The organism is Brevundimonas poindexterae, assembly GCF_020524625.1.
Taxonomy (GTDB): Bacteria; Pseudomonadota; Alphaproteobacteria; order Caulobacterales; family Caulobacteraceae; genus Brevundimonas; species Brevundimonas poindexterae_A.
The window spans coordinates 167,983-191,610 of the sequence record NZ_JAIVLL010000002.1 but is presented as its reverse complement, the minus strand read 5'-3'; the positions used below and the strand labels follow the sequence as shown (position 1 = coordinate 191,610).

Sequence of the window (23,628 nt, the reverse complement as noted above, 5' to 3'; positions counted from 1 at the left end):
TCCCGTTTGAAGCTTAACGGCGAACGCCGGGGAAGCGAAAGGGATGCGCGGATCAGGCGATCAGTCGTCCCGGTCCAGCCAGCGGTCGATCTCGCCGGTACGGGCCTCGACCTCCTCGCGGCGGGCGCGGGCCTGCGCCGGCGTGCCGGGAGGAATGGCCGGCGGCGGCACCAGCACAGGTGTCTGGCGCTGGCGTTCCAGATCGGCGACCGCGCGCGCGGCTTGCGCCCGGCCCCGCTCGGCCTCGGCCTGACGCAGGTCGGCCCCGGTGCGCAGCCGGTCGATCTCATAGCGGTGCTGCTCGACCGCATACCCCCCGGGCGGAGGCAGGGTCCCCACGCGCGGCGGCGGCGCGATATAAGGCGGCGGAAGACTCTGCGCCTCAGCCGCCGTGGCGCCGGCCAGGGCCAGGCCAGCGGCAAGACCGGACAGGATCAGGGTGCGGGTCATGGGGGCATCATGACATGGAAAGGGTGCCATTTCATGACCGTCAATCGATGGATGCGCCGGCCAAAGGTTGGAGTTAGGCTCCCCGCCATGGGAACCCTGACCTTCAGCCTGAACCTGACCCTCGACGGGTGCGTCGACCATCAGGAGGGGATCGCCGATGACGAGACCCACGCCTTCTTCACCCGCCTGATGGACGATGCTGGCGCCATGCTGTGGGGTCGCGTCACCTATGAGATGATGGAGGGCTACTGGCCCGCGGTGGCGCGCGGCGAGGTCGATGCGCCCCCGGCCATTCGCGAATGGGCGACCAAGCTTGAAGCCAAGCCGAAATACGTGGTCTCGACCACGCGCACCGACTTTCCCTGGACGCACAGCCACGCCCTGACCGGCGACCTGCGCTCGGCGGTGCAGGAGCTGAAGGACGCCACCCCCGACGGTGTGCTGCTGGGCAGCGGCCAGCTGGCGGTCGCGCTGGACCGGCTGGACCTGATCGACGACTACCGCTTCCTTGTCCACCCCCGCATCGCCGGCCACGGCCCGACCCTCTACCAGGCAGGGCTGGGCGCCACCCGACGGCTGGAGCGGGTCTCGACAATCCCGCTGACCAATGGCGCGATCGCCGTCCACTACCGGCGGGCGGGGTGAGGGGGACGGTCCGCTGCCCGCCCGGTGCTGACCGTCAGTCGACCTGCTCGCGAGCCGCGGCCCCGAGGCGCACGGTCTGGAGGAAGGTCTCGAACGTTCGAATGTCATCGCTCAGGTGCTCGGTCGTGGTGATCACGTATCCCGCATAGTCCTCTCCGGCATCGGAGCCTGATCCGGTGGAAGCATAGGCGACGATCGAGATGTGATCTCCCTCGCGGACTTCGCACACCGATGCCGGAAGGCCCCCCAACGTGAGCCCTCGGCCTCGGAACAGCTTTGACGTTTCGGGTGACAGCGGACGCCACGGTACAGAAGGCGCAGTCAGACTCATGCATCCCTCCCGGCGCCAGCGCACGACTTCGATGCCCAATTCGCGGGATTGATCGATCGTGTCGCACGGTATGTCCGGCCCGCGCGCCATGGCATGGAAGCCGAGCGACTCGTCGTCATCGTCTCTTATGGTGCAGACCGGGCGGGACTCAGGAAAAACCGCACTCAGCCCAAGTCGGGTGTTTCGATAGACTCGCTTGCCGTCCGAGACGGTTGGTCTCTCCATACCGCATCGGATCCTGTCCTGTGGGCAGGGGATCAGCGCCGTTTCGGCCGTCCGCGTGTTGATCGTGACAGCGTGCGCGCCCGGCCAGCCGTCGTCATCAATCGTGGAGACAATCCAGTGATCACCAAACCGCTTCTCCAGGAACGGGGCGTCGTCCACGTTCGCGTCTGAAAGCGCGTTGGACGCGATGGCACTGGCCTCGTTTGGATCCGTGACAGGCCGGATACGGACGTGCCAGTCGAAGGCGGTTCGAGGCAGGGCGGCCCAGCCCAGCATCCGGCACGCCGCAGTCGTGTCACAACGGCTGCCCTCGATAACGACAGAGGCGGGCAGGGAGAGAGCCGCAAAGAGAAGCGCCGTGACCATCCTCAGGCGCCATACCGACAGCACCGTTCCGACGATGGCGATCAGCGTCAGGACAGCCGAGACGATGTTCAGAGCGCCCCAGGTATTAAATACCGTGGCCTTGGACGCGAGATAGCCGAGGTAGGATGCGTCTGCCGTGAGAGTGGCCAGGGCACCCAGAAACAGCACAGCGACCGGGATCCCGAGAAGGCCGGTGACGAGCCAGCCGACCCACGACTTCGGATACCGTCTCTTGCGACTGGCGAGCAGCCGGGACCCCAGCTTCTCCATAGTGATCGCCCCCCTGACCTCAGTCCCGGCACGGTACAGCGAGAGGGCCGTCGGTCAAACGCGGGCGTCGGCGCCCAGTTTTCCGGGCCGCTTCCACTAGGGCTGGCGGGTGTCTTCAGCAGGAGATGAAGGCACCTCTTCCCCCGGGAGGACGTCGCCGCTGACCGGGTGGTCTTCGCTAAACCGCACCAGCTCGACCAGGGCTTCGGTCGTGGTCATGCGGGCAATGAAATAGCCCTCGACATCCTCGTTGAGGCACGCCGCCTGAAAGACCGAATACTCTGCCGTCCCCACCCTGATCGGGGCGCTCTTTTCCTCAGGGTCGTTTTCGGCGAGGTAGAGACTCTCCCTTTGCCCAGCCTCCTGTCCGGGCTCGAGGAACAGCCGGAAGTTCGAGGTGTAGCGCCGGCTGTCGCAGTCGATGTCGACGCTCTCGATCACGAAGGGGTAGGGGCGCCCGGCGGCGGCATCCAGTTCGGCGAAGTAGTGGAATCGCGGGAGGTTTACGGCATTGCGCCCTTCGAGGCGTTCCATTGCCCCGATATTCCACGCCATCGCACCATGCTCCGTATGCGCAAAGGCGAATGAGGTCGCGCGCTCCCCGGGATCCTGTATCGCCAGAGCAAGGGCAAGCAGTCCAAAAGCACCCACAGTTCCCGCCTCCGCTCATTTGCAAACCCGTCGCGTTTCTCGCCCGCCCCACCGGATGGCGCAACAGAAAACACAGCCACGGGAGCAAGGGCGGATCTCCCCTAGCCGGCCGCTGCGGTCTCCGCCTTCGGCCTGGTCGTCGCCCGCTTCAGCACCTCGGCATAGCCGCCGGCGACCTCCATCCGCTCGCCCTCGGGCCGGGTGTGGAGGGCGCGGTGCAGGGTAGGCAGCTTCCAGCAGGGCACATGCATGAACAGGTGATGCTCGGCATGGAAATTGACCCAGTAGGGGGCGATGAAGGCCCGCTCCAGCCAGTTGGCGCGGGTGGTGCGCGCGGCGCGGAAGGCATCCTCGGCCGAGCCCTCGACACAGGCATGCTCGGCGATGTTGCGGATGCGGGTGACCATCGGAAACCAGGTCGCCATCGGAAGCAGCCACAGGGCGAAATACGCCCACCAGACCCCGGCCAGGCTGAACGCCGCCAGCATGCCCGCATTGACCAGCAGGAACGGCAAGATCGACCGGCCGGTCACCAGCGCCTCATAGGCATGATCGTCAGTTGGCCTTCTGGGCGCGCTATCGCTCGGCTCGCGGAGCCTCGCTGCCTGAGCGCGCGACCCCTTCATGGCCGCCAGCGGCAACAGCACCCTCTGCTTGAAAAAGGTCTGGCCGGTCAGGTCTCGGATCAGCTTCCGCCGCAGCGAGGCGGGGCTGACGGGGAAGGGGGCCGACAGGACCAGGTCCGGGTCCTCGGCCTGCTGGGCAAAGCGGTGGTGCGACAGATGATAGGGGCGATAGTTGTTGAGCGACGCGCCAATCGGCACAGCGCACAGCCAGTGGCCGAGAAAGTCGTTGAGCTTCAGATTGCGCGACAGCGCCCCGTGCGCCGCCTCATGCATCAGGATCGCCAGCCCCAGCTGGCGCGTGCCGACGATCATGATGCTGAGCGGGATCAGCCAGGGGATCCAGATCCCCAGCGCCACCGCCAGCGCGATCACCCCCCAGCAATGCAGCACCAGCAGCGGCCCGGCCACCGCACTGCGCGACTGGAACGGCGCCCACTCTTCGGGCGCGAACAACTGGCCGGGAGCAATGCGGGGAGCGGCAGGCATGGCCCACTCTACCGTCCTTTTCGGCAACGGACAAAAGGGCGGCTGCTAGTCAGGCGATCCTGACGAAAAGTCAGGTTGACATGACATGAAGACAGTGTAAGGTCATCCTTACATTCAGTCAGGAGGACATGACATGACATCCGCAGCCAAGGCTTACACCTTTCGAACCGTATTCTTCATGCTCGGCTATGTCGTCGCCCTGGTGCTGGCCGTCGGGGGCGCGCTGGACACCATCGGCGGCGTCAGCGGCTGGGTCCTTGCGGCGGCCGTCGCCGCGCCGGTCGCCGGACAGATCTGGGCGACCCTGGCCTTCATCCGCGACAGCGACGAGTTCGTCGCCGGCGTCACGGCCAAGCGGTTCATTCTCGCCGCCGGCATGACCTTCGCCCTGAGCGTCTTCTGGGGGTTCGCCGAGAAGTTCGCCGAGGCTCCGCACATCCAGGGCTGGTGGGTCTATGTCGTCTTCTGGGGTTTGATGGGCTTCATGCCGGTGTTCATCCGGAGCAGCCGCTGATGAAGAACCGCCTCAAACTGCTGCGCGTCGAGCGCGGCTGGACCCAGGAACAACTGGGCCAGGAACTGGGGGTCTCGCGCCAGGCCGTGAACGCCCTCGAGACCGAGAAACACGACCCCTCGCTCGACCTCGCCTATCGCATCGCCGTGGTGTTCGACCGCCCGGTGGAAGACATCTTCGAAAACCCGCACGCCTGATCCCTCAGGCCCAATCCAAGGACATTTCCCATGTTGCATCTTCGTCCCTTCCTGGGGCGCTCGGTTCTGCGCGCCCTGTTCCTCGCCTCGGCCCTGCTGCTGGCCGGCGGCATCGTCAGCCTGATCGTGCCGCGTATGGCTTTTGCCCAGAGCGCGCCCGCCTTCACCTCCGACCGGCTGTCGGTCGAGGTGCTGGGCACCGGGCCCGACGTCATCTTCATCCCCGGATACGCCTCCTCGCGCGAGGTCTGGCGGGCCGAGGCCGAGCGCCTGTCCGCCACCCACCGGGTGCATATGGTCCAGCTGGCCGGGTTTGCGGGTGAGCCCTGGGTCCATGGCGACGGCCCCTTCGTCCAGCCGGTGATCGACGAACTGGCCCGCTATATCACTGAGACGGGCCTGCAATCGCCCGCGGTCATCGGCCACTCCATGGGCGGCATGAGCGCCCTGATGCTGGCCCAGCAGCACCCCGCCCTCGTCGGCAAGGTGATGAGTGTCGACAGCCTGCCCTTCTTCTCGGCCCTGTTCGGACCGCAGGTGACGGTCGATACGGCGCGCCCCTTCGCCGAACAGGCCGCCGCCGCGACCCTTTCGGCCGATGACGCCAGCTTCCGCGCGGGCCAGCAGCAAGGCGCGGCCGGCTATGCCAACGACCCCGTCACCCAGGCCGCCATGGTCGTCTGGAGCATGGACTCGGACCGTCAGGCTCTGGCCACCGCCATCAAGGAGGTCATGCTGACCGACCTGCGTCCGGGACTGGCCGACATGACCACGCCGGTCTGGGCTGTCTATGCCGCGGATGCGAACGGCGGCGCCCCGCCCGCCATGGCCGATGCGATGTGGCAGCGCGAGTACGCCACCCTGCCGGGCGTCACCCTGATCCGGGTCGATGACAGCCGCCACTTCATCATGGCGGACCAGCCCGAGCGGTTCAGCGAAATCGTCGACCGCTTCCTCGCGGACTAGGCGACAGGGTCAGCGCGGCGTGACGTCCCCCGTCCGCCGCAGCTGGCCGGCGAACTCCGACGCATAGGTCGGGGAAATCTGGCTTCTGAAGGCGTTCTGCGGGATGGCGATCTCGTAGGCGCCTTCAACATAGGGGCCGACCTGATACGGGCCGATCAGGAAGATCAGCCCCCCGGCCTTGCCCGGTTGATCGCCCGGGGCCAGCACGAAGGCGGTGTTGCGCGCCCGGGGGCAGGCCCAGCCGTCGCGCGCCGTCAGCGTCACGGTGCGGGCGTCGGGCACCCGCTGGCGTCGGGCGGCATTGATGGCGGTGCACAGGGCCTGGTCCAGCGCGGTCAGATCGGCGTCCTTGCGGAACAGCTCGGCGGCGCCGATCAGCCGCTTGGCCGAGCGGTCCCAGAGCAGGCCGGTCGACAGGGTGTTGGGGTGGGCCCCACCGGAATAGTCAAAGTCGACGCGCTTCAGGCTGAACAGCCGCTCGGTCTGGCCCGCCATCGAAAGGGTCACGGTCTTCTCGAACGGCGGCATGCCCTCGTCGCCCTCGGCCTCGGTGCGGGCGCCAAAGGCGCCCTCCTCGAACTGGCGAAGGTTGCGGACCTCCTCGGCATAGATGCGGGCGTGCAGGTCGGGCTCGGCCTTGATGCCCTCGGGCAGGGTCAGCGACACGGTGGCGTGCGGCGTCTTGTCGGCAAAGGTCAGGTTGGACGGCGAGGCCGCCGGCGTTTCCATGCCCGGCGCCGGGGCTTCGGCGGGGGCCTCGGCGGGGGCGGGCTCTTCCCGGTCGCGATTGCAGGCGGCGAGCGCCAGCGGCAGGGCCAGTCCCAGCGCCATCATCGGCAGGCGCAGTCTGTGGGTCGGGGAGGGACGCATGGAAAACTCCTGTGTTCGCGCCACTCTAGACCCCGATCGGGACCGCCCCAAGGCCAAGCGCGATCAACAACAGCACACCGGCGTCGCGGTTGGATTTGAACAGGCGAAGCGCGCCCTGCGGATCGTCGGCGCGGACCTTTCGCACCTGCCAGACCAGATGCGTCCCATAGGCCAGCCAGCCGATCCAGAACAGCGGCGACAGACCCCCGACGAGGGCCGCACCCGCCGCAAGGATCGCCGCGATCAGATAGAAGAAGGCCACGCCGTCGCGCACCTTGCCACCCAGCCGCCGGGCCGAGGACTTCACCCCCGCCAGCGCATCGTCCTCGATGTCCTGAAGGGCGTAAATGGTGTCATAGCCCAGCGTCCAGAACACCCCGCCGAAGTAGAGCAGCAGGGCCGTCGGCCACAGATCGATCAGCCTGGCACTGTAAGCGATCGTGCACGGGTGGATGGTCCAGTTGGTGCCGCAGATCTCCAGCGTGGTCGCCTCACGGTACCATGCGAGCAGGAACGAGCCCGACAGTGCTGCCGCAAACCCCATCAGCGCCCCCCAGTTGAAGGTCAGGCCCAGCCACGCCTGGGGCCACCAGGTGATGCGCTTCATGAAGGGATAGGCCGCGACCAGCGCCAGCGACGCCACACCCAGCATCACCGCGGTCAGGTTCAGCGTCAGCAGGATCAAGAGGCTGATCAGGCAGCAGCCGATGACAAAGGCCCATGCGCCTTTGACCGATATCTGTCCCGAGGCGACCGGCCGGGCCGCCGTGCGGGCCACCTTCGCATCGATGTCCCGGTCGACGATGTCATTGAAGGCACAGCCCGCTGCCCGCATCAGACAGGCGCCGATGGCAAAGGCGATCACCAGCCAGACCAGCACCAGCGGCGGCGCGTCCGGCTCCAGCGACGCGACCGCCAGCATGATCCCTTGCCAGCCGGGCAGCAGCAGCAGCCAGATGCCGACGGGCCGGTCGAACCGCCCCAGCTTCAGCCACGGCTTCAGCCCCTCGGGCGCATGGCGATCGACCCAGTTCTGGCCAGCGTCGGGAAGGGGAGCGGTCATGCCCCCTGATAGCGCCTTCCCGGCCTCGGGGAGAAGAGATAGAGGCGATCATGACCCGGCTTTTCGCCCCTTTCCGCTCGGCCACCCGCCATGGAGCCTTTCCGCTAGCCGTGCTGGTGCTGGCGGCCATGGTGCTGGGTCTCGCCCCGATCCTCGTGCGCCTGACCGAGACGGGGCCGGCGGCCGCCGGCTTCTGGCGGTTCGTGTTCGCCCTGCCCTTGCTGACGCTGCTGACCGCCACCCGAGGGGGTGAGGAACGGGGCCCCGGAGCCCCGTCGCGCTGGATGCTGCTGGCCGGGCTGTTCTTCGTCCTGGATCTGGCCTTCTGGCACTACGGCATCGTCATGACCTCGGTCGCCAATGCGACGGTGCTCTGCAACCTGACGCCCGTGGTCGTGACCCTGTTCGCCTGGGTGATGTGGCGCGAGCGGCCGGGCCGGGGGTTTGTGGTGGCGCTGGCGCTCGCCCTGGCCGGGGCCTTTGCCATGGCCGCAGGGGCCGATGGCGGTCAGGGCACCGACCCGCTGCTGGGCGACCTGTTTTCGCTGTCGGTGGCGGTCTGGTACGCGGGCTATTTCCTCGCGGTGAAGGCCGCGCGGCGCACGGCCGGCGCGCTGCGTGTGACCTTCTGGGCTACCCTCGCCGGGGTGCCGTTGCTGTGGCTGGTGGCTTGGCTGCTGGGCGAGGACATCCTGCCCGCAGGGCCGTCGGGCTGGTGGGCCTGTGCGGGGCTGGGCCTGATGCATGTGGTGGGGCAGGGCGGCGTGGCCTGGGCGCTGGGGCGGCTGCCGACCTCGGTGACAGCCGTCACCATCCTGATCCAGCCGGTGGTCGCGGCCCTGCTGGGCTGGTGGATCTTTGCCGAGGCCCTGACCCCGGTCCAGGCGATCGGCGGCCTGCTGGTGCTGGCCGGGGTGGTGCTGGCCCAGCGCGCCAGTCGCCTGACCCCGCCGGCCGGCCCTGTCATGACACCGCCGGGCTCGGGCGGGGCGCTGCGGAATTGAAACGGGCGCGGACCCCGAAGAGTCCGCGCCCGCAAAGGTCTGAAACCTCAGTCGCTCCTAGAGGAGCTTGAGGCCCACGGCCGAGGTCTTGCCGCGCTGGGTTTCCAGCTCGTATTCGACCTTGGCGTTGTCATCCAGACCGGCCAGGCCGGCTTGCTGAACGGCCGTGATGTGGACGAACACGTCCGACCCACCGCCATCCGGCTGGATGAAACCGTACCCCTTGGTGGGGTTGAACCATTTGACCGTACCGGTCGCCATAATGCGTCTCCGTAAACGCGCTTTCCAGGCGAACACCCTGATGGGTGTCCGTCAACCCGTCTGGATAAAGCTCGTTCAGGCGAAGGAGCGACCCGCGGCTTTGGACACCGCGCAAATCCGGGCTGCGTAGGGGTTGTCTCGCGTCGGGGGCTTTTGGTCAACCGGAATTGATTCGCGCCCGAGGGGAGCCGGATCAGGCACACAGCCCGCGTGGCGCCCCGTCCAGATGCAGGTGATCGGCGTGCGCCTCATTGTAATCCGGCGTCAGAACGGTCGAGAAAACCCGGCAGGCGCCGTCGCGGACACGCTTCAGGAAACCCCGGCCTTCGGCGCCCGAGCGTCCGCGCCCCTCCCAGTCCGAGGCGACGCTGACCACCCGCCCGTCCTCCAGCCGGACGCCCGAAACGTCCAGCGCATTGGCCCGGGCGTGCTCGCTGGGGCGGGCCTTGGGGTCGTCTTTCCCGTAGATCCGGCGACAGGAATAGGAGCCGTAGTTCTCGACGCTGGCGACCTCGCTGCCGAAGGTCTCGCGGGCCGCCGGGCGCAGGACCTGCCGGTCCCAGATGACATAGCGGACCGCCAGCGGGCACTGCATCACCAGTCCGCCGGGCCGGAGCGGCGTCACATCGCCCCCGGTGATCCGCACGGCGCCCCGCACCACGCAGAAGCCGCCGTCGTCGCGGTCCGGCGCGCGCTCGACCTGAACGCCAGCCTCACGCAGCACCTGCATGCAGGCCTCGGTCACGCCGCGTACCTCCTCCTGCGAGGCGAGGCGCGAGATTTCGAAATCGTCGACCTTGGCCGCCGTCGCCTGACCGATCGGCCGGTCCAGATCGAGCGGTTTCCACGGAAGGTCCTGCGGCGGGGCAAACAGGTTCAGCATGGCAAAGGCCGCGCACAGACCCAGCGCCGCCTCCCACAACAGATTCCAGAAGTCGGCCAGATCGCGCTTCATCAGGGTCTACTAGACGACCCCGCCGTCTTCGGCGACCGCGAGTCCGGCAATAAGCGCGCGCAGCAGGGCCGGGCAGGCCTGCGCGCCGGCGGTGCCGTCATTGCTGACGGCGATCAGCGCCAGGTCCCGCGCCGGGGCGACGGCGGCCGAGGCGTACCACATTGTGTTGGAGCCGTCGTGCGCCAGTACCGGCCCCGGTGTCGTCCCGTCCGCACCGGCCCACGGCTGGTTCAGCACGATCCAGCCACAGGCATAGGCCGGCGGGGGTGTGGTGACGGGCGTCGTCAGCCGCGTGATCGAGTCCGACGCCAGCAAATCGCCCCCGTCGCTCAGGAAGACGGCGAGGAAACGGCCGTAGTCCTCCATCGTCATATGCACCGTCCCCGCCGGACCCAGCGCCGCCGGATTGTCCGAGCCGGGATGCGAGGGTGGCAGCGAGACGCTCGTTCCGCCCATTTCCCGGTGGCCCCAGGGCGCGGGCTCACGCGGTGCCCCGAACCCCGCCGAGGTGATGCCCAGCGGTTCGAACACCTGCGCCATCATCAGCGCCTGCCAGTCCTGACCGGTGATCGCCTCCATGGCTGCGGCCGCGACCATGTAGTTGGCATTGCCGTACTGGAACTGACCGGGGGTGCCGCCGGGCGCCGAGGCCAGTGCCTTTCGCGCCACGGCCAGCCGCTGCTCGGGCAGGCTCGCGGGATCGCCCCGGGCCGTCATGAACCAGGCCTGCCCCAGCACATCGTCGTCCTTCAACCCCGCGCGATGCTGCATGAGATCGACAACCCGCACACCGGCCCAGGCCGGATCGTGATCGCCGGGCAGGGCGTCGACGACCTTCAGGTCCCAGCTCGCGCGGCCCTGTTCGACCAGCCGCGCGAACAGGGTCGCGGTCATGGCCTTGGTGTTGGAGCCCAGATGCCAGCGGTCGTCGACCGTGACCGGATCGGTCTGGCCCCGGCGGCGCACGCCCCGCACGCCCCGGGCTACCACACCCTCGCGCGAGACCAGGGCGGCGCCCAGACCCACGGCCTGGGTCGCGGCAAAGGCCGAGTCGAGCGCCGCCTCGACGACCGAGGCCGCATCCCGGGCCCGTGCCGGCACGACGAGCCCGAGGGCAGGAACAGTGCCCATTCCGGCCAGAGCCAGACGTCGGTTCAGCATCATGGTTCGCTCCCTGTCGGTTCGCGGAAGCCCAACTGCTCCCTCAGGGCGCGCGGCGATGTGCCGTCCGCCCGGATTTGCGCCAGTGTGACGGCCCCGTCGCGTTTGGCAAACCGCTTCCCCTGATCGTCCAGTAGGAGCGGATGATGACGATAAATGGGGGTGGGCAGGTCCAGCAGCGCCTGCAGCACTCTCTGGATCGAGGTCATGGGGACCAGATCCTCGCCCCGGATCACATGGGTGATGCCCTGGGCGGCATCGTCGATCACCGAGGCGATGACATAGCCCGCGCCGATATCCTTGCGGCCCATGACCATATCGCCCAGCGCCTCGGGCCGGGCGTGATGGAGGCCGGGATCGACGCCTTCCTCGATCCAGCTCAGCCGCGACAGGTCGCCCAGCTTCCGGCGGGCCTGCTCGAGGGACAACCGCCAGGCAAAGGGCTCCCCGGCCGCCAGCCGCCGGGCCTCTTCCTCCGGCGCATGCGGGCCCCCGGTAAAGGCCGCCGGGTCCGCCGGATCGTCGGCATGCGGCGCCACTCCGGCGAGCGCCAGCCGTTCCTTGCGTGTCCGGAAGCAGCGATACAGCAGGCCTTTCGCGCGCAACTGCTCCAGGGCGTCGTCGTACGCCGCGCGGTGGTCGGACTGGCGCCGCACCGGGGTCTCCCAGTCCAGCCCCAGCCAGGCCAGGTCCTCGAGCACCCCGGCCTCATATTCGGGCCGGCAGCGGGTGAAGTCCGTATCCTCAATGCGCAGCAGGAACCGCCCGCCAGCCTCCCGCGCGGCGGTCCAGGCCGTAAGCGCCGAGAAGGCATGGCCCTTGTGCAGACGCCCGGTCGGCGACGGGGCGAAACGCGTCACCAGCGTCATGGGCGTGCGATCAGCGGTTTCCGGCCCCCGGCTCCGGATTGGGGGGTGATCGTATGGCAAAGTTCAGCCAGACTGCGCATGGGCCGACCCTAGTGGGCGGTCCCGACCCTGTCATCAAGGCCCGCCATGCCGACCGCCCCCACCGCCGATCACATCCTGACTGCCCGGCAGGCCCTGACGGCCGCCGATCCCGCGCTTGTCCGGATCGTGGACGCGGTCCCGCCGTTCGAATGGCGGCTGCGGACCGGGGGCTTCGAGGGCCTGTTTCGCATGATCGTCGAACAGCAGGTGTCGGTGGCCGCAGCCGCCTCCATCTGGCGCCGCGTGGTCGAAGGCCTGGGAGAGGTCACCCCCGAGGCCGTCCTTGCCCGGCCGGTCGAGGACCTGCGGACCCTTGGCCTGTCGGGCCAGAAGGCCCGCTACGGGCACGAGATCGCCCGCGCCCATGTCGAGGGTCACATCGACTTTGACCACCTTGAGCGTCTGGACGATGCCGAGGCCATCGCCGCCCTGACTGCCATCAAGGGCGTGGGCCTGTGGACCGCCGAGACCTTCCTGATGTTCTGCGAGGGCCGGACCGACGTCTTTCCGGGCGGCGATGTCGCCCTGCAGGAGGCCATGCGCTGGGCCGACCGGCTGGACGACCGCCCGACCCAGAAACAGGCCTATGCCCGGGCCGAGGCCTGGCGCCCGCACCGCTCGGTCGCCGCCCACCTGCTGTGGAGCTGGTACGGGGCTGTGAAACGCGGTGAGATTTCGCTGGAGGCCGCCGCATGATCGAGGCGCCGATCCTTGCCACCCTCAGCCAGCCGATCCTGCCCAACCTCTATCTGGTGGACTATGCGGGCGTGGCCGTTTTTGCCGCGACAGGTGCGCTGGCCGCCGCGCGCGAGAAGCATGATCTGGTCACCCTGGGCTTCTTTGCGGCCATCACCGGGGTCGGCGGCGGCACCCTGCGTGATGTGATGCTGGACGTGCCGGTCTTCTGGGTCGTCGACTGGAAATATATCGCCGTCTGCCTGCTCGCGGCGCTGGCGGTCTGGGTCATCGGCCGGCCCGAGTGGCGCTTCCGCGCCCTGCTGTGGCTGGATGCCATCGGTCTGGCGGCCTATGGCGTCATGGGCGCGGCCAAGGCCGAGGCTCTGGGGGCCAGCCCCCTGATCTGCATCGTCATGGGGACGGTTACCGCCTGTTTCGGGGGTATCGTCCGGGACCTGTTGGCCGGCCAGCCTTCGATCCTGCTCCGGCGTGAGATCACAGTGACAGCGGCCATTCTGGCGGCGGTCGCCTATGTCGTGTTCAAGCTGCTGGGGCTCGGCAATGTCACGGCCGCCGTGCTGGCCATGCCGCTGGGCTTTGCCCTGCGCGCGGGCGCGCTCGCCTGGGGCTGGAGCCTGCCGTCCTTCCCCGCCCGTGTCCGCACACCCTGAGCACCGGCCTGCGACTTCACGCAACCGACACGTCTTCGTCATGGCGGTGGCTTCGAATCGACGATAAGGTTTCCCCATCAGCGGGGAGGAAGTCGTCTTCAGTCCGGTCGCTTGTCCATATGCCGTGCGGAACGGAGGGGGATGATGTCCCGCTCACTTTCCTCATTGTCGGGGGCCGCTCTTTCCGGTGCCGCCCTGGCCGAGGTTCACCCCGGTCGCATGACGGCGCCGCGTACGCCTTCGGGCTGGCCCGCCCTGGTGCTCAATGCGGACTTCCGGCCGCTCTCCTACTATCCCCTGTCGATCTGGCCCTGGCAGGACGTGATCAAGGCCGTCTGGCAGGACCGGGTCGATGTCGTCTCGGTCTATGACAAGGTGGTCCGCAGCCCCTCGATGGAGATCCAGCTGCCCAGCGTGGTCTCGCTCAAGACCTACATCGATCAGGACCGCTCGCCCGCCTTCACCCGCTTCAACGTCTTTCTGCGCGACGGCTTCACCTGCCAGTACTGCGGCACAGGCGGAGAGCTGACGTTCGACCACGTCGTGCCGCGCTCGCACGGCGGGCGTACGACCTGGGACAATATCGTCGCGGCCTGCCCGCCCTGTAACCTCCGCAAAGGTGGCCGCACCCCGGCCCAGGCGGGCATGCCCATGTTGCACGCCCCGCACCGGCCGAACGCCTGGCAGCTGCAGGACGCCGGCCGCCGCTTCCCGCCCGACTATCTGCACAACAGCTGGCTCGACTACCTCTACTGGGACATCGAACTGGAACCCTGAGGCAGGCTGGCGGCCCGACCCGGGATGGCCTAGTGCAGGAAATAACCGGCCGGGCCGGATCCTCCCCGCGGATATCCCATGAAGCTGCGCGTCCACGCCGAGCTGACCTATCGCTTTCCCGCGCCGACCGATGCCATCTATCTGATCGAGGCCGCGCGCTGGCCGGGGCAGGTGCTGCTGCAGGAGCGGCTCGAGACCACGCCCGCGGTCGAGTGGGTGGCCCATACCACCCGCGACTATGGCGCCCGTACCCTGCGGGCCCGCCTGAAGGGCGATGTCCGCCTGACCTATGAGGCCGTGGTCGACAACGGCGCCCTGTCCCCGCTGCCGGAAACGGCGCACCAGCATGACTGGACCGACCTTCCGGGCGAGACCCTGACCTATCTGTGGCCCAGTCGCTATTGCCCGTCAGACGGTTTCGAGCGGTTCGTGGAGGGGCGGTGGTCCGATCTGCGGGGCGGCGCGCGGGTGCTGGCCATCCTCGACTGGCTGCGCAGCCATATCGCCTATGTCCATGGCGTCTCGACGCCCCAGACCACGGCGGCGGACACCTTTGTCGACCGCGCGGGGGTGTGCCGCGACTTTACCCATCTGGGCCTGTCGCTGTGCCGGGCCTCGGGCATACCGGCGCGCGCCGTAAGCGCCTATGCGCTGGACCTCGACCCGCCCGACTTCCACGCCGTGTTCGAGGTCTATCTGTCGGGCGGCTGGTGGCTGGTCGATCCCACGGGTCTGGCCCCGGTCGAGGGACTGGTGCGGATCGCCAGCGGGCGTGATGCCGTCGACATCGCCTTTCTGTCCACCAGCGGGGGGTGCGAGATGCTGTCCCAGTCCGTGCGGGTCGAGCGGGCCTGAGGCCGCGGCCTAGCGCCGCCGCTGCCCCGCCCGCCATGCCTGGAAGGTATCGATGTTGTCGAGGCGGCGCAGCACCTTGTTCTGCGGGTCGATCAGCACATGGCTGTGCGGTCCGACACCCCGGATCTCGCCCCGGCCGCCCGTCATCGGCACGGTCTGGACGCGGCCATCGACCGAGACCTCGATCGGCATGGGGAAGACGCTGCCGTCGCCCACCACCCATTCCATGATCAGCCGGTCGCCCTGCTGGCGCGTGACCAGATCGGGCAGGGCTGCCTGATAGAGATAGCCGTTGAAGAACCAGCCCAGGTCCTGACCTGTCACCTCATTGACGATGGCGAGGAAGTCAGGCGTCGAGGCATAGCGCGGCTCGAAATTGCCCGGGCGCGGATCGGGGCGGCCATAGACCAGCCGGGTCACGGATTCGAAGAAGGCCTCGTCCCCGATCAGCATCCGCAGCGAATGCATGATCAGCGAGCCCTTGTAATAGATGTCATTGCCCGGGCCCTGGTCGCCCTCATAGACCTGTTCTTCGGTCAGCGGTCGGCCCGAGACAATCGGGAAGCGGTTGGCCAGACCCAGCCGCTGTTCCAGCAGGGCGGCCTGATAGTACTGCTCGCCGTTCAGCCAGCGGGTATAGAGCGGCTGCATATAGGTGCCCAGCCCCTCGTGCAGCCACATGTCGTCCCAGTTGACGTTGGTCAGCTGGTTGCCGAACCATTCGTGCGCCAGCTCATGCTGCAACAGCCAGTCATAGCCGTTGTGGTCCTTGCGGTAATTGTTGCCATAGGCGTTGATGGTCTGGTGCTCCATGCCCAGGTGCGGGGTCTCGACCACGCCCATCTTCTCGTCGCCGAAGGGGAAGGGGCCGACGGTGGCCTCGAAGAAGTCCAGCTGCTGCGGGAACTCGGCAAACAGCGCTGCGGCCTTGGCCGGATCAGTGCTGTTCAGGTGCCAGAAATGCATCGGCACCGTGTTGCCGAAGCGGCTCTCATAGGTGCCCGACAGCTCGACATAGGGGCCGACGGTCAGCGAAATGGCATAGTTGTTGGGCTGGCGTGCGGTCCAGTTCCAGGTGGTCCAGCCGTCGCCGTGGTCTTCCTTGCCGAGGAAGCGCCCGTTGGCCGGCGCCGACAGGTTTGACGGAATGGTGATGTGCAGGTCCACGCGGCCCGGCTCGGCCATCGGATGGTCGATACAGGGCCAGAACAGGTCACAGCCGTCGCCCTGGATGGCGGTGGCGATCCACGGCTCTCCGCCCGGTGCGGTCGACCAGACGAAGCCTCCGTCCCAGGGGGCATTGCGCGCCACGTGCGGCTTGCCGGAATAGGCGATGCGCAGGTCCACGCTCTGGCCCGCGCGCAGGCGGCGCGGCAGGCTGATGGTCATGCGGCCTTCGGGATTGACCCAGTCGCGGGACGACAGCACCCGCCCGTCAACGGCCACTTCCGAGACGTCGAACACCGTGTCCAGCTCGACCACCAGCCGGTCCAGCGGGGCGGTGGCGGTAAAGGTCAGGGTGGCGACCGCATCGATCGCCTTTTCGTCCGGCATGACCTTGATCGCCAGATCGGCCACGTCGAACTGCATGGCCAGCTGCTCGGGCGTGCGCGGCCCGCCGGTGTCCATGGTGAACTCGGTCGAGGTCCGCTGCTCGGCCCCCTCCTGCGCCAGAGCCGGGGCACTGGCCGCGAGGCTCAGACCAAAGGCGGCCATCGAGACCAGAAGCGGACGGAAGGTTTTGCTCAAGGGACGTCTCCGGCAGGCCTGTCACAGGAAGGCCGGAACCTTAGAGGGCGAACCACAAAAGAAAAGGCCGGTGTTTCCACCGGCCTTTCCGAAATCGGGTTGATCCGTCGGGATCAGGACGCTTGCTGTTCCGCCAGCTTGGCCTTCACCTGACGCTTGATGCGCTGGGCGGCGGTCGACAGCTTTTCGTCGCGGGCCTTCACGATGAAGGCGTCCAGGCCACCCTTGTAGTCCAGGGTGCGCAGGGCGGCGTTCGAGATACGCAGGCTGAAGGTCTGGCCCAGGGCCTCCGAGGCAACCTTGACGGTCTTCAGCGACGGCAGGAAGCGACGCTTGGTCTTGATGTTCGAGTGGCTGACCGAATTGCCGACCATCGGGCCGATCCCGGTAAGTTCGCAACGACGCGACATGGACTGATCCTCATGGGTACCCGACATCAACGACGTCAGGCACGAAAAACGGGTGCACGCGAAACCCTGTCCCGCGCGAGAGGCGGTCGTATAGAGGAGGAGGGGGCCGCGCGTCAAGGCCAGGCAGAGGCCGATCCGACCGGCCCGTCGGACTGTCTTCCGGCCAAGACTGACGATACAATTACAGACCGTTCAGCCCCGGTTCAATTGCCGCCACATAATCAGGGCATATATCGATCCCTGAGCTTTCAGAGAGGGCTGACATGACGAACAGACAAGGCCGCACCCGTTTCCTCACCCGCGCACTCCCCGTCGCGGGTGGAGCGCTGGCGCTGGGCATGCTGATGACGGTGCCGTCGTCCGCGACCTCGCCTCAGGCGTCCGGCACCCCGCTGCCGGGCTATTGGGAGTACAGCACCCGCGTGCTGGGTGTCGGCGAAACCGAGACCAAATGCGTGCGGCAGAGCGAGATCAACCGCTTCTTCGGCGGACTGTCGACGCGCCGCTGGTCCTGCACCTATCCGGTCAAGGAAGTCGGCAACGGCCAGGCGCGCTTCGAGGGCACCTGCCGAGATCACAAGGACCGCACGGTCCGCGTGCGCCTGAACGGACCGTATGATTCCGAGAGCTTCCGCTTCAGCGGGGGCGCCCAGCTTGCGCGCGGCACTCCCTATATTCCCGCCAGCATCACGGCGCGCCGCATCAGCGGCACCTGCCCGGCGGGCGCCGAATACTTCTGATCAGAGCGGCGAGGCCTTCGCCACCACATAGGGGTGGGTCTCGCCGTCAGCATCGATCAGGCTGACGTACTCCCCGGCCACGAACCGCTCCTCGCCGAAGCGGAAGCCCGTGGCGTCGGGCTCGTCCTCGGGTGCCAGATCCAGGATCCACCGGCCACCGGCCCCGTGACGCAGGGTGCCGGTGGCGACGGTCTGATCGTCCTCGAAGCGGCGTACATGCAGGCGGTCGGCCTGGGCGCGACAGCCCTCGCCGTCCAGCCGTCCCTCCGAATCCAGCACTGCCACAATGTCCCAGCCGTCCTGCGGATTGCCCGCCGGGGCGCCCGGCTCGCGCGCCAGTTCGAGGCGGATGTGGGTCAGGGTCGAGGTCATGGCATTCTCCTGCAGGATGCCCGCCCCGGCGGGGCAGGTCGTATTCGCGATTGAGGGTTATCTTGCCGAACGTCCCGCATCCGACCTTGATCCACGTCAAGGGCAGGGCGACGCTGGTGTGGTCCTATGTCAAACGCCTCGAAGGATGTCCGACATGCGCATGACCCTCACCGCCGGCCTGGCCGCGTCCCTGCTGCTGTTCGGCTGCTCGACCGCCCCCGACACTGAACCGGAGGCCCCCCGCGCAGACCCGGCTGCGGCCCTGCGGGGAGAGGTCCTGGCCCGCGAGCGCTGCGCGGCCTGCCATGCGGTGGGCCTCACCGGGGCCAGCCCGATGGCCGAGGCGCCGCCCTTCCGCACCCTGCACAAGCGTTATCCCGTGGCCTTCCTGCAGGAATCGCTGGCGGAGGGGCTGGTCACCAGCCACCCGGCCATGCCCGCCGTCGAACTGTCGCCGGACGAGATCCGCGACCTGATCGCCTGGCTGGAATCGCTCGAGACCGGCTGAGGCGCGCACGAAAAAAGGCCCCGGATCGCTCCGGGGCCTCTTGTCTGGTCAGCCTGCCAGCGGGCTCAGGCCGCTTCGGCGGCCGGGGCCGGCGGGGCCTTCTTGGCGCTCAGCGACTTGGCCAGCAGCTCAACCGCGGCGTCCTTGTCGATGCGGTTGGCGGCGGCGACTTCGCGGGCCATGCGGTCGAGGGCCGATTCGTACAGCTGGCGCTCCGAATAGGACTGTTCCGGCTGGGTGTCGGCGCGGTGCAGGTCGCGCACCACTTCGGCGATCGAGATCAGGTCGCCCGAGTTGATCTTGGCCTCATACTCCTGGGCGCGGCGCGACCACATGGTGCGCTTGATGCGGGCGCGGCCCTTCAGCGTGGTCAGGGCGCGGGTCACCACATCCTCGGCGGCCAGCGAGCGCAGGCCGGCGGTCTTGGCCTTGTTGGTCGGAACGCGCAGGGTCATTTTCTCGTGGTCGAAGGTCACGACATAGACTTCCAGCGTCATGCCGGCGACTTCCTGGGTCTCGACAGCGGCCACCTTGCCGACACCGTGAGCCGGATAGACGACCGCGTCGCCAACCTTGAATTCAAGACCACTCTTGCTCGTCATGTCATTTCCTTTCACGGACGCAGACGTCGCAATTCACCTCGGCATCGAAGACGACGGATCGGACCGGCAGGGCAGGCGCCGGCGCGCTCTCGATCTCAGATGCGGAAATGGATCACCAAACCTCTGGCCGCCCCGGTTTATGTCGGGGTTCTGTCGTCAATCCGGATGGTGCGAGAACCCTCGCGGGCCATCCGACCGAATGAGATCAATCTATCACAAAAAGCGGTAATTTCAAAATATCCCCAAGCATGACCATGGGCGCGGGGCATATTGTGACCGCAATGGGGCCGAACCCCGGCTGCGTCGTGCGCAAAAGGCCGCTCAGGAGCCCTTGCCGGGCTTTTCCGAGAAGTATTTTTCGAACTTTCCGGTCTCTCGCTCGAACTCTTCAGCGTCGGCGGGCGGCGCGCCCTTCACCGTAATGTTCGGCCAGACCTTTGCGTATTCGGCATTGACCTGCAGCCACTTGCCGTCCGGCTCGTCTTCGGTGTCCGGCTTGATGGCGTCGACCGGGCACTCGGGCTCGCACACGCCGCAGTCGATGCATTCGTCCGGCGCGATGACCAGGAAGTTCTCGCCTTCATAGAAGCAGTCGACCGGGCACACCTCGACGCAGTCCATGAATTTGCAGCGGACGCAGGCGTCGGTGACGATGTAGGTCATGGATGAAACCGGGGTCGGATATCGGGCGGGGCCGGACGCGGCAGATGGCCCCAAGCGGGCCACAAGTCAACCACCGCCGGGGTCGGGGCGCGCACCCCGTCCGGCTCATACCGCCTCGTAAAGGCCCGCGGCCTCTGCCGGCGGGCCTCGTCTTTTGCCGAAGGCCACGATCCGGACCTCGACCAGATCCGCCCCCCGCATCAGCAACAGCACATCGCCCTGTCGCACGCGAAAGCCCGGCTTGGACATGCGGGTCTGGGCGCCCGCCCGGGTCAGGCGCACCCGACCTGCCTCGATCCGGGCCGCCGCCTCCGACCGGGTCGGGGCGAACCGGGCCCGCCACAGCCAGACGTCGAGACGGCAGGCCTCTTCCGTGCCGCTCAAGCGCAGGGGCTCCGGCTGTCGGGAGCTGACGGAGCGGGGCCGGGCATGGACAAAGGAGGCACGCGATGTCTCAACTGGGGTGTATCGCAAGGGAGATTATCATGCGTCTGGCCATTTGCACGGCGGCCCTCATCGTCCTGGGGTCGGGTGCCGCCATGGCGCAGGACGCACGGGACTGGCGGGTCCTTTATTCAGACGGGACCTATGATTTTGCGCTCGACGACGGGTCCGTCCAGCGCGCGGGTGACACAGTGCAACTGACCTATCGCATCACCCTGCCTGAAGAGGGGGAGGTCGCCGCCATGGAGGCCGATGCCCTTCTGGACTGTCATGGCCAGACCCTGACGCTGACCGCCGCCCGCGCCTATGACGCGACGGGCGTCGTCGTGCAAAGCGTCGAGGCACCCGAAGACCGGCGCAAGGCCGAGCCGATCTATCAGGGCGAGGGCGGCCATGAGAGCCTCTATCAGGAACTTTGCCCCGGCGGCGCCCCGCTACCGCCGTCCCCCGAGCCCGGTCCCCCTCCGATCGCTGTCTCACCGCAAAGGGACTAGGCCTTGCGCGCCTTGCGCGGGCGGCGGCGTTTGGTGCGGGCGGCCGGGTCCAGCGGCGCGGCCAGCGTCCGCAGGACCGCGAACGGGGAGTCCTTCACCGGCTTCGGTGTCTTTCCCGGTCGGTCGGGCTGACGCTTGCGGGTCGTCTTCAGGGCTGCAGTCAGGCCATTGGCCTCGCCGATGGTCATTCCAAGGGCCTGCAGGTCTTCCTCGGACAGCGTGCCCTTTCCCGCCGCCCGCCGTTCGGCCATCGTCTCCAGCAATTCGACCGGGGCTACGTAGCGACCCACCGCGCGCAGACCGAAGGCCGATAACCTGCGCGGCGGCGGAGGAGGAGACGGCAACAGCGTCAGGCCCTGGCTGCGCCCCCGGAACGCCCAGCCGCCGGTGAACGCCTGCGCGACCGCGCGGGGGCGGGCCTTCAATAGGGCCGGCAGCCAGACGGAATGGGCACCCATGCGCACGCCGAAGGTCCGCAGCGTGCGGCGTTCAGCCTGACTGAGCGCGGCCAGATCGCGTTCCACCTCGGCCCTGTCGATGACGCCGCCGGCCTCCAGCAGACGGAAGGCCAGCCCGCGCGGCAGTCCCTTCAGGGCGCCACTCTCGACCGCCGTCTTCAGCCGTTTCAGGGGTTTCAGCGCCCGGCCTGTCTCACCCGCCAACCAGGCCTCCAGCCGCCGCTGCGCCCGTTCACGTGCCGGTGCTGAACCCAGTTCACCCAACAGCCGCACCCGCGGGGCGAACCAGTCCCCACCGGGATCAATCTGCCCTGTCCAGGCGCCGCGCCACAGCACGGCCCCGTCAGGGAGCAGGCCAAAGGCCTCGTCCGGTTCGGCCGCCAGCTGGCCCAGGCGTCGCTCGATCTCCGGTGCCACGGCCTGCCGCGCCGCCCGGCCCAGCGCCCGCGTCTCCAGCGCGCTGGCTCCGGCCTCGGCCTCAAAGGTGATGCCGGTCAGCCGCCCGACGGTCTGGCCCTCGACGGCCACCTGCCCGTCGTCAGAAACCTGGGTGTCGGCCTGCCCATAGTCCTTCAGCGCCTGCATCAGGACCGTGGTGCGCCGGTCGACGAAGCGCGCGGTCAGCCGCTCGTGCAGCACATCCGACAGCCGGTCTTCCAGCGCCCGGGTGCGCTCGCGCCAGTGAGCCGAGGCCTCCAGCCAGCCCGGCCGGTTGGCGATGTAGCTGAGCGTCCGCACCCCGGCGAGGCGCGCGGAAATCCGGTCGATCTGGCCGTCATCGCGATCAAGGCCAGCAAAGCGCCCCGCGAACCAGTCTTCGGTCACCCGCCCACCCGGCCCGGTCAGGGCCTCGAACAGATGCATGACCAGCTGGAAATGCTGCTCCGGCGTGGTCTTCTGGAAGTCGGGCATCTGGCAGCAGTCCCACAGCCGCATCAGACTGCCGCGCGACCGGGCGATGCGCTGCACATCCTCCTCGCGCGCCACCCGCCTCAGCAGCACCTCGTCCAGCGCCGGCGCCGACAGGACCAGCCCCGGATGGTCAGGCCGGGTCTCCAGCGAGCGGATCAGGCCGGGCAGGCTGTCGAAGTCCAGCCGGGCATTCCGCCATTCCGCCGCCCGCACCGGGTCGAACCGGTGCTCGACCACCTGCTCGACCAGGTCAGGGTCGAGGTCCTGGGCCTGGGCCGTCACGCCAAAGGTGCCGTTCCGCATATGGCGCCCGGCCCGCCCGGCGATCTGGCCGATCTCGTGGGCGTGCAGGTGCCTAGTCCGCCGCCCGTCGAACTTCTTCAGCCCGGCAAAGGCCACATGGTCGACATCCATGTTCAGCCCCATGCCGATGGCATCCGTCGCCACCAGAAAGTCGACCTCGCCCGACTGGAACAGGGCGACCTGGGCGTTGCGCGTGCGGGGGCTGAGCGCGCCCATGACCACCGCCGCCCCGCCCCTCTGGCGCCGCAACAGTTCGGCGATCGCATAGACCTGCTCGGCCGAGAAGGCGACGACGGCTGATCGTTTGGGCAGGCGCGTCAGCTTGGACGGCCCGGCATAGCTCAGCTCTGACAGACGCTCCCGCTCGCGGATCTCGACATCGTCCACCAGCCGCCGGATCAGGGGCGCCATGGTTCCGGCGCCCAGGAACATGGTTTCGAACCGGCCCCGGGCATGCAGCAGCCGGTGGGTGAACAGATGCCCCCGCTCGGGGTCGGCCACCAGCTGGATCTCGTCCACCGCGACAAAGTCCACCGCCCGGTCCATGGGCATGGCCTCGACGGTCGAGACGAAATAGCGCGGCCGCTCGGGGACGATCTTCTCCTCGCCCGTGATCAGGGCGACCGAGGCCGCGCCCCTCTGTTTCGCGATCCGCTCATAGACCTCGCGCGCCAGCAGCCGCAGCGGTAGTCCGATCATGCCCGAGGCATGGCCCAGCATCCGCTCGACCGCCAGATGGGTCTTGCCGGTATTGGTCGGGCCCAGCACCGCCACGACCCGGGCCGCCGACTGACCTGTGGGGCGATCACTCATGACCGGATAAAGGTGGGGCGGGTCGCGACCGGACTCAACCGGATAATCGCGGCAGGGCCGCCAAGGCGGGCGATTAACGCGCGGGACAGGGCCGGTGGAACAAGCGCGAAACGAATCAGGACCGAATCACTGACACCCCGCGATTCGGGGTTTGTTCACCGCAACATATTGTATCTTAATGCCGATTA

At 68.1% G+C, this 23,628-nt stretch carries 29 protein-coding genes; 12 read left to right on the top strand and 17 right to left on the bottom strand.

Going from position 1 to position 23,628, the window contains the following annotated elements; genetic code table 11:
• Nucleotides 1-60 precede the first annotated feature (60 nt).
• Complete coding sequence (locus LC068_RS07170) at nucleotides 61-450, bottom strand: hypothetical protein (RefSeq protein ID WP_226635824.1); 390 nt, start codon at nucleotides 448-450, stop codon at nucleotides 61-63.
• Between the two features lie 87 nt (nucleotides 451-537).
• Between LC068_RS07170 and LC068_RS07165 the strand changes: the two genes are divergently transcribed.
• A complete protein-coding gene (locus tag LC068_RS07165) occupies nucleotides 538-1,095 on the top strand; it encodes a dihydrofolate reductase family protein (RefSeq protein WP_226635822.1) in 558 nt (185 codons plus the stop codon).
• Between the two features lie 34 nt (nucleotides 1,096-1,129).
• Here the strand turns inward: LC068_RS07165 and LC068_RS07160 are convergent, their stop codons facing one another.
• The 3 genes from LC068_RS07160 to LC068_RS07150 form a co-directional block, all read right to left on the bottom strand.
• Nucleotides 1,130-2,287 (bottom strand): hypothetical protein, encoded by a 1,158-nt coding sequence (locus LC068_RS07160; protein ID WP_226635820.1) that lies wholly within the window; start codon nucleotides 2,285-2,287, stop codon nucleotides 1,130-1,132.
• Between the two features lie 96 nt (nucleotides 2,288-2,383).
• Nucleotides 2,384-2,938, bottom strand: coding sequence for a hypothetical protein (locus tag LC068_RS07155; protein WP_226635818.1), 555 nt, complete (start codon nucleotides 2,936-2,938; stop codon nucleotides 2,384-2,386).
• Between the two features lie 101 nt (nucleotides 2,939-3,039).
• A complete protein-coding gene (locus tag LC068_RS07150) occupies nucleotides 3,040-4,050 on the bottom strand; it encodes a fatty acid desaturase family protein (RefSeq protein ID WP_226635816.1) in 1,011 nt (336 codons plus the stop codon).
• A 133-nt stretch (nucleotides 4,051-4,183) separates the two neighbouring features.
• Here LC068_RS07150 and LC068_RS07145 point away from each other — a divergent pair, with 133 nt between their 5' ends.
• The 3 genes from LC068_RS07145 to LC068_RS07135 are packed head-to-tail and all read left to right on the top strand — an operon-like array spanning nucleotide 4,184 to nucleotide 5,727.
• On the top strand, nucleotides 4,184-4,564 hold the full coding sequence (locus LC068_RS07145) for a hypothetical protein (protein WP_226635814.1): 381 nt from the start codon (nucleotides 4,184-4,186) through the stop codon (nucleotides 4,562-4,564).
• The gene (locus LC068_RS07140; protein ID WP_123287885.1) at nucleotides 4,564-4,761 is read left to right on the top strand and encodes a helix-turn-helix transcriptional regulator; all 198 of its coding nucleotides are present in this window, start codon (nucleotides 4,564-4,566) and stop codon (nucleotides 4,759-4,761) included. Before LC068_RS07145 ends, LC068_RS07140 begins: the two co-directional genes overlap by 1 nt.
• A gap of 30 nt (nucleotides 4,762-4,791) precedes the next feature.
• Nucleotides 4,792-5,727 carry an alpha/beta fold hydrolase gene (locus LC068_RS07135; RefSeq protein WP_226635813.1) on the top strand — a complete coding sequence of 312 codons (936 nt, stop codon included), beginning with the start codon at nucleotides 4,792-4,794 and terminating at the stop codon, nucleotides 5,725-5,727.
• A 9-nt stretch (nucleotides 5,728-5,736) separates the two neighbouring features.
• Here the strand turns inward: LC068_RS07135 and LC068_RS07130 are convergent, their stop codons facing one another.
• Both LC068_RS07130 and LC068_RS07125 read right to left on the bottom strand, forming a co-directional pair.
• Nucleotides 5,737-6,597: a DUF3298 and DUF4163 domain-containing protein gene (locus LC068_RS07130; protein WP_226635812.1), complete on the bottom strand. Its 861-nt coding sequence runs from the start codon at nucleotides 6,595-6,597 to the stop codon at nucleotides 5,737-5,739.
• 25 nt (nucleotides 6,598-6,622) lie between these two features.
• A complete protein-coding gene (locus LC068_RS07125; protein WP_226635811.1) occupies nucleotides 6,623-7,660 on the bottom strand; it encodes a UbiA family prenyltransferase in 1,038 nt (345 codons plus the stop codon).
• Nucleotides 7,661-7,710: 50 nt separating this feature from the next.
• Between LC068_RS07125 and LC068_RS07120 the strand changes: the two genes are divergently transcribed.
• Nucleotides 7,711-8,664, top strand: a complete 954-nt coding sequence (locus LC068_RS07120; RefSeq protein WP_226635810.1) for a DMT family transporter — start codon at nucleotides 7,711-7,713, stop codon at nucleotides 8,662-8,664.
• A gap of 57 nt (nucleotides 8,665-8,721) precedes the next feature.
• Here LC068_RS07120 and LC068_RS07115 read toward each other — a convergent pair whose 3' ends face one another.
• The 4 genes from LC068_RS07115 to gluQRS form a co-directional block, all read right to left on the bottom strand.
• On the bottom strand, nucleotides 8,722-8,925 hold the full coding sequence (locus LC068_RS07115; RefSeq protein ID WP_209118261.1) for a cold-shock protein: 204 nt from the start codon (nucleotides 8,923-8,925) through the stop codon (nucleotides 8,722-8,724).
• 193 nt (nucleotides 8,926-9,118) lie between these two features.
• Entirely contained in the window at nucleotides 9,119-9,880 is a 762-nt protein-coding gene (locus tag LC068_RS07110; RefSeq protein ID WP_226635809.1) for an extensin-like domain-containing protein, read from the bottom strand.
• A 9-nt stretch (nucleotides 9,881-9,889) separates the two neighbouring features.
• On the bottom strand, nucleotides 9,890-11,044 hold the full coding sequence (locus tag LC068_RS07105) for a serine hydrolase domain-containing protein (RefSeq protein WP_226635807.1): 1,155 nt from the start codon (nucleotides 11,042-11,044) through the stop codon (nucleotides 9,890-9,892).
• The gene (gene gluQRS / locus LC068_RS07100; protein WP_226635804.1) at nucleotides 11,041-11,910 is read right to left on the bottom strand and encodes a tRNA glutamyl-Q(34) synthetase GluQRS; all 870 of its coding nucleotides are present in this window, start codon (nucleotides 11,908-11,910) and stop codon (nucleotides 11,041-11,043) included. The genes LC068_RS07105 and gluQRS overlap by 4 nt, the downstream gene beginning before the upstream one ends.
• Before the next feature lie 126 nt (nucleotides 11,911-12,036).
• Here gluQRS and LC068_RS07095 point away from each other — a divergent pair, with 126 nt between their 5' ends.
• The 4 genes from LC068_RS07095 to LC068_RS07080 all read left to right on the top strand — a co-directional run bounded on the left by LC068_RS07095 (nucleotide 12,037) and on the right by LC068_RS07080 (nucleotide 14,972).
• Nucleotides 12,037-12,687 (top strand): DNA-3-methyladenine glycosylase family protein, encoded by a 651-nt coding sequence (locus LC068_RS07095; RefSeq protein ID WP_226635802.1) that lies wholly within the window; start codon nucleotides 12,037-12,039, stop codon nucleotides 12,685-12,687.
• On the top strand, nucleotides 12,684-13,340 hold the full coding sequence (locus LC068_RS07090) for a trimeric intracellular cation channel family protein (protein ID WP_226635800.1): 657 nt from the start codon (nucleotides 12,684-12,686) through the stop codon (nucleotides 13,338-13,340). Before LC068_RS07095 ends, LC068_RS07090 begins: the two co-directional genes overlap by 4 nt.
• Nucleotides 13,341-13,559: 219 nt before the next feature.
• Nucleotides 13,560-14,117: an HNH endonuclease gene (locus LC068_RS07085; protein ID WP_209118596.1), complete on the top strand. Its 558-nt coding sequence runs from the start codon at nucleotides 13,560-13,562 to the stop codon at nucleotides 14,115-14,117.
• A 78-nt stretch (nucleotides 14,118-14,195) separates the two neighbouring features.
• Entirely contained in the window at nucleotides 14,196-14,972 is a 777-nt protein-coding gene (locus tag LC068_RS07080) for a transglutaminase-like domain-containing protein (protein ID WP_209118272.1), read from the top strand.
• A 9-nt stretch (nucleotides 14,973-14,981) separates the two neighbouring features.
• On the opposite strand, the gene LC068_RS07075 is transcribed toward LC068_RS07080, so the two are convergent.
• Both LC068_RS07075 and rpmB read right to left on the bottom strand, forming a co-directional pair.
• Complete coding sequence (locus LC068_RS07075; RefSeq protein ID WP_226635798.1) at nucleotides 14,982-16,721, bottom strand: M1 family metallopeptidase; 1,740 nt, start codon at nucleotides 16,719-16,721, stop codon at nucleotides 14,982-14,984.
• A gap of 113 nt (nucleotides 16,722-16,834) precedes the next feature.
• Nucleotides 16,835-17,131 carry a 50S ribosomal protein L28 gene (gene rpmB / locus LC068_RS07070; RefSeq protein WP_226637047.1) on the bottom strand — a complete coding sequence of 99 codons (297 nt, stop codon included), beginning with the start codon at nucleotides 17,129-17,131 and terminating at the stop codon, nucleotides 16,835-16,837.
• A 263-nt stretch (nucleotides 17,132-17,394) separates the two neighbouring features.
• On the opposite strand from rpmB, the gene LC068_RS07065 reads away from it, so the two are divergent.
• Nucleotides 17,395-17,871, top strand: a complete 477-nt coding sequence (locus tag LC068_RS07065) for a DUF3617 domain-containing protein (protein ID WP_226635796.1) — start codon at nucleotides 17,395-17,397, stop codon at nucleotides 17,869-17,871.
• Here LC068_RS07065 and LC068_RS07060 read toward each other — a convergent pair whose 3' ends face one another.
• Nucleotides 17,872-18,243: a hypothetical protein gene (locus LC068_RS07060; protein WP_226635795.1), complete on the bottom strand. Its 372-nt coding sequence runs from the start codon at nucleotides 18,241-18,243 to the stop codon at nucleotides 17,872-17,874.
• Nucleotides 18,244-18,397: 154 nt separating this feature from the next.
• Here LC068_RS07060 and LC068_RS07055 point away from each other — a divergent pair, with 154 nt between their 5' ends.
• The gene (locus LC068_RS07055) at nucleotides 18,398-18,751 is read left to right on the top strand and encodes a c-type cytochrome (protein ID WP_226635793.1); all 354 of its coding nucleotides are present in this window, start codon (nucleotides 18,398-18,400) and stop codon (nucleotides 18,749-18,751) included.
• 65 nt (nucleotides 18,752-18,816) lie between these two features.
• Here LC068_RS07055 and LC068_RS07050 read toward each other — a convergent pair whose 3' ends face one another.
• The 3 genes from LC068_RS07050 to LC068_RS07040 form a co-directional block, all read right to left on the bottom strand.
• A complete protein-coding gene (locus LC068_RS07050) occupies nucleotides 18,817-19,353 on the bottom strand; it encodes a CarD family transcriptional regulator (RefSeq protein WP_226635791.1) in 537 nt (178 codons plus the stop codon).
• Nucleotides 19,354-19,674: 321 nt separating this feature from the next.
• Entirely contained in the window at nucleotides 19,675-20,016 is a 342-nt protein-coding gene (fdxA, locus tag LC068_RS07045; protein ID WP_209118280.1) for a ferredoxin FdxA, read from the bottom strand.
• A gap of 105 nt (nucleotides 20,017-20,121) precedes the next feature.
• Nucleotides 20,122-20,400: a S4 domain-containing protein gene (locus tag LC068_RS07040; protein ID WP_226635787.1), complete on the bottom strand. Its 279-nt coding sequence runs from the start codon at nucleotides 20,398-20,400 to the stop codon at nucleotides 20,122-20,124.
• Between the two features lie 101 nt (nucleotides 20,401-20,501).
• Between LC068_RS07040 and LC068_RS07035 the strand changes: the two genes are divergently transcribed.
• Nucleotides 20,502-20,954, top strand: a complete 453-nt coding sequence (locus LC068_RS07035; RefSeq protein ID WP_226635783.1) for a hypothetical protein — start codon at nucleotides 20,502-20,504, stop codon at nucleotides 20,952-20,954.
• On the opposite strand, the gene LC068_RS07030 is transcribed toward LC068_RS07035, so the two are convergent.
• The gene (locus tag LC068_RS07030) at nucleotides 20,951-23,440 is read right to left on the bottom strand and encodes a helicase-related protein (protein ID WP_226635780.1); all 2,490 of its coding nucleotides are present in this window, start codon (nucleotides 23,438-23,440) and stop codon (nucleotides 20,951-20,953) included. The genes LC068_RS07035 and LC068_RS07030 overlap by 4 nt on opposite strands.
• Nucleotides 23,441-23,628: the final 188 nt, after the last annotated feature.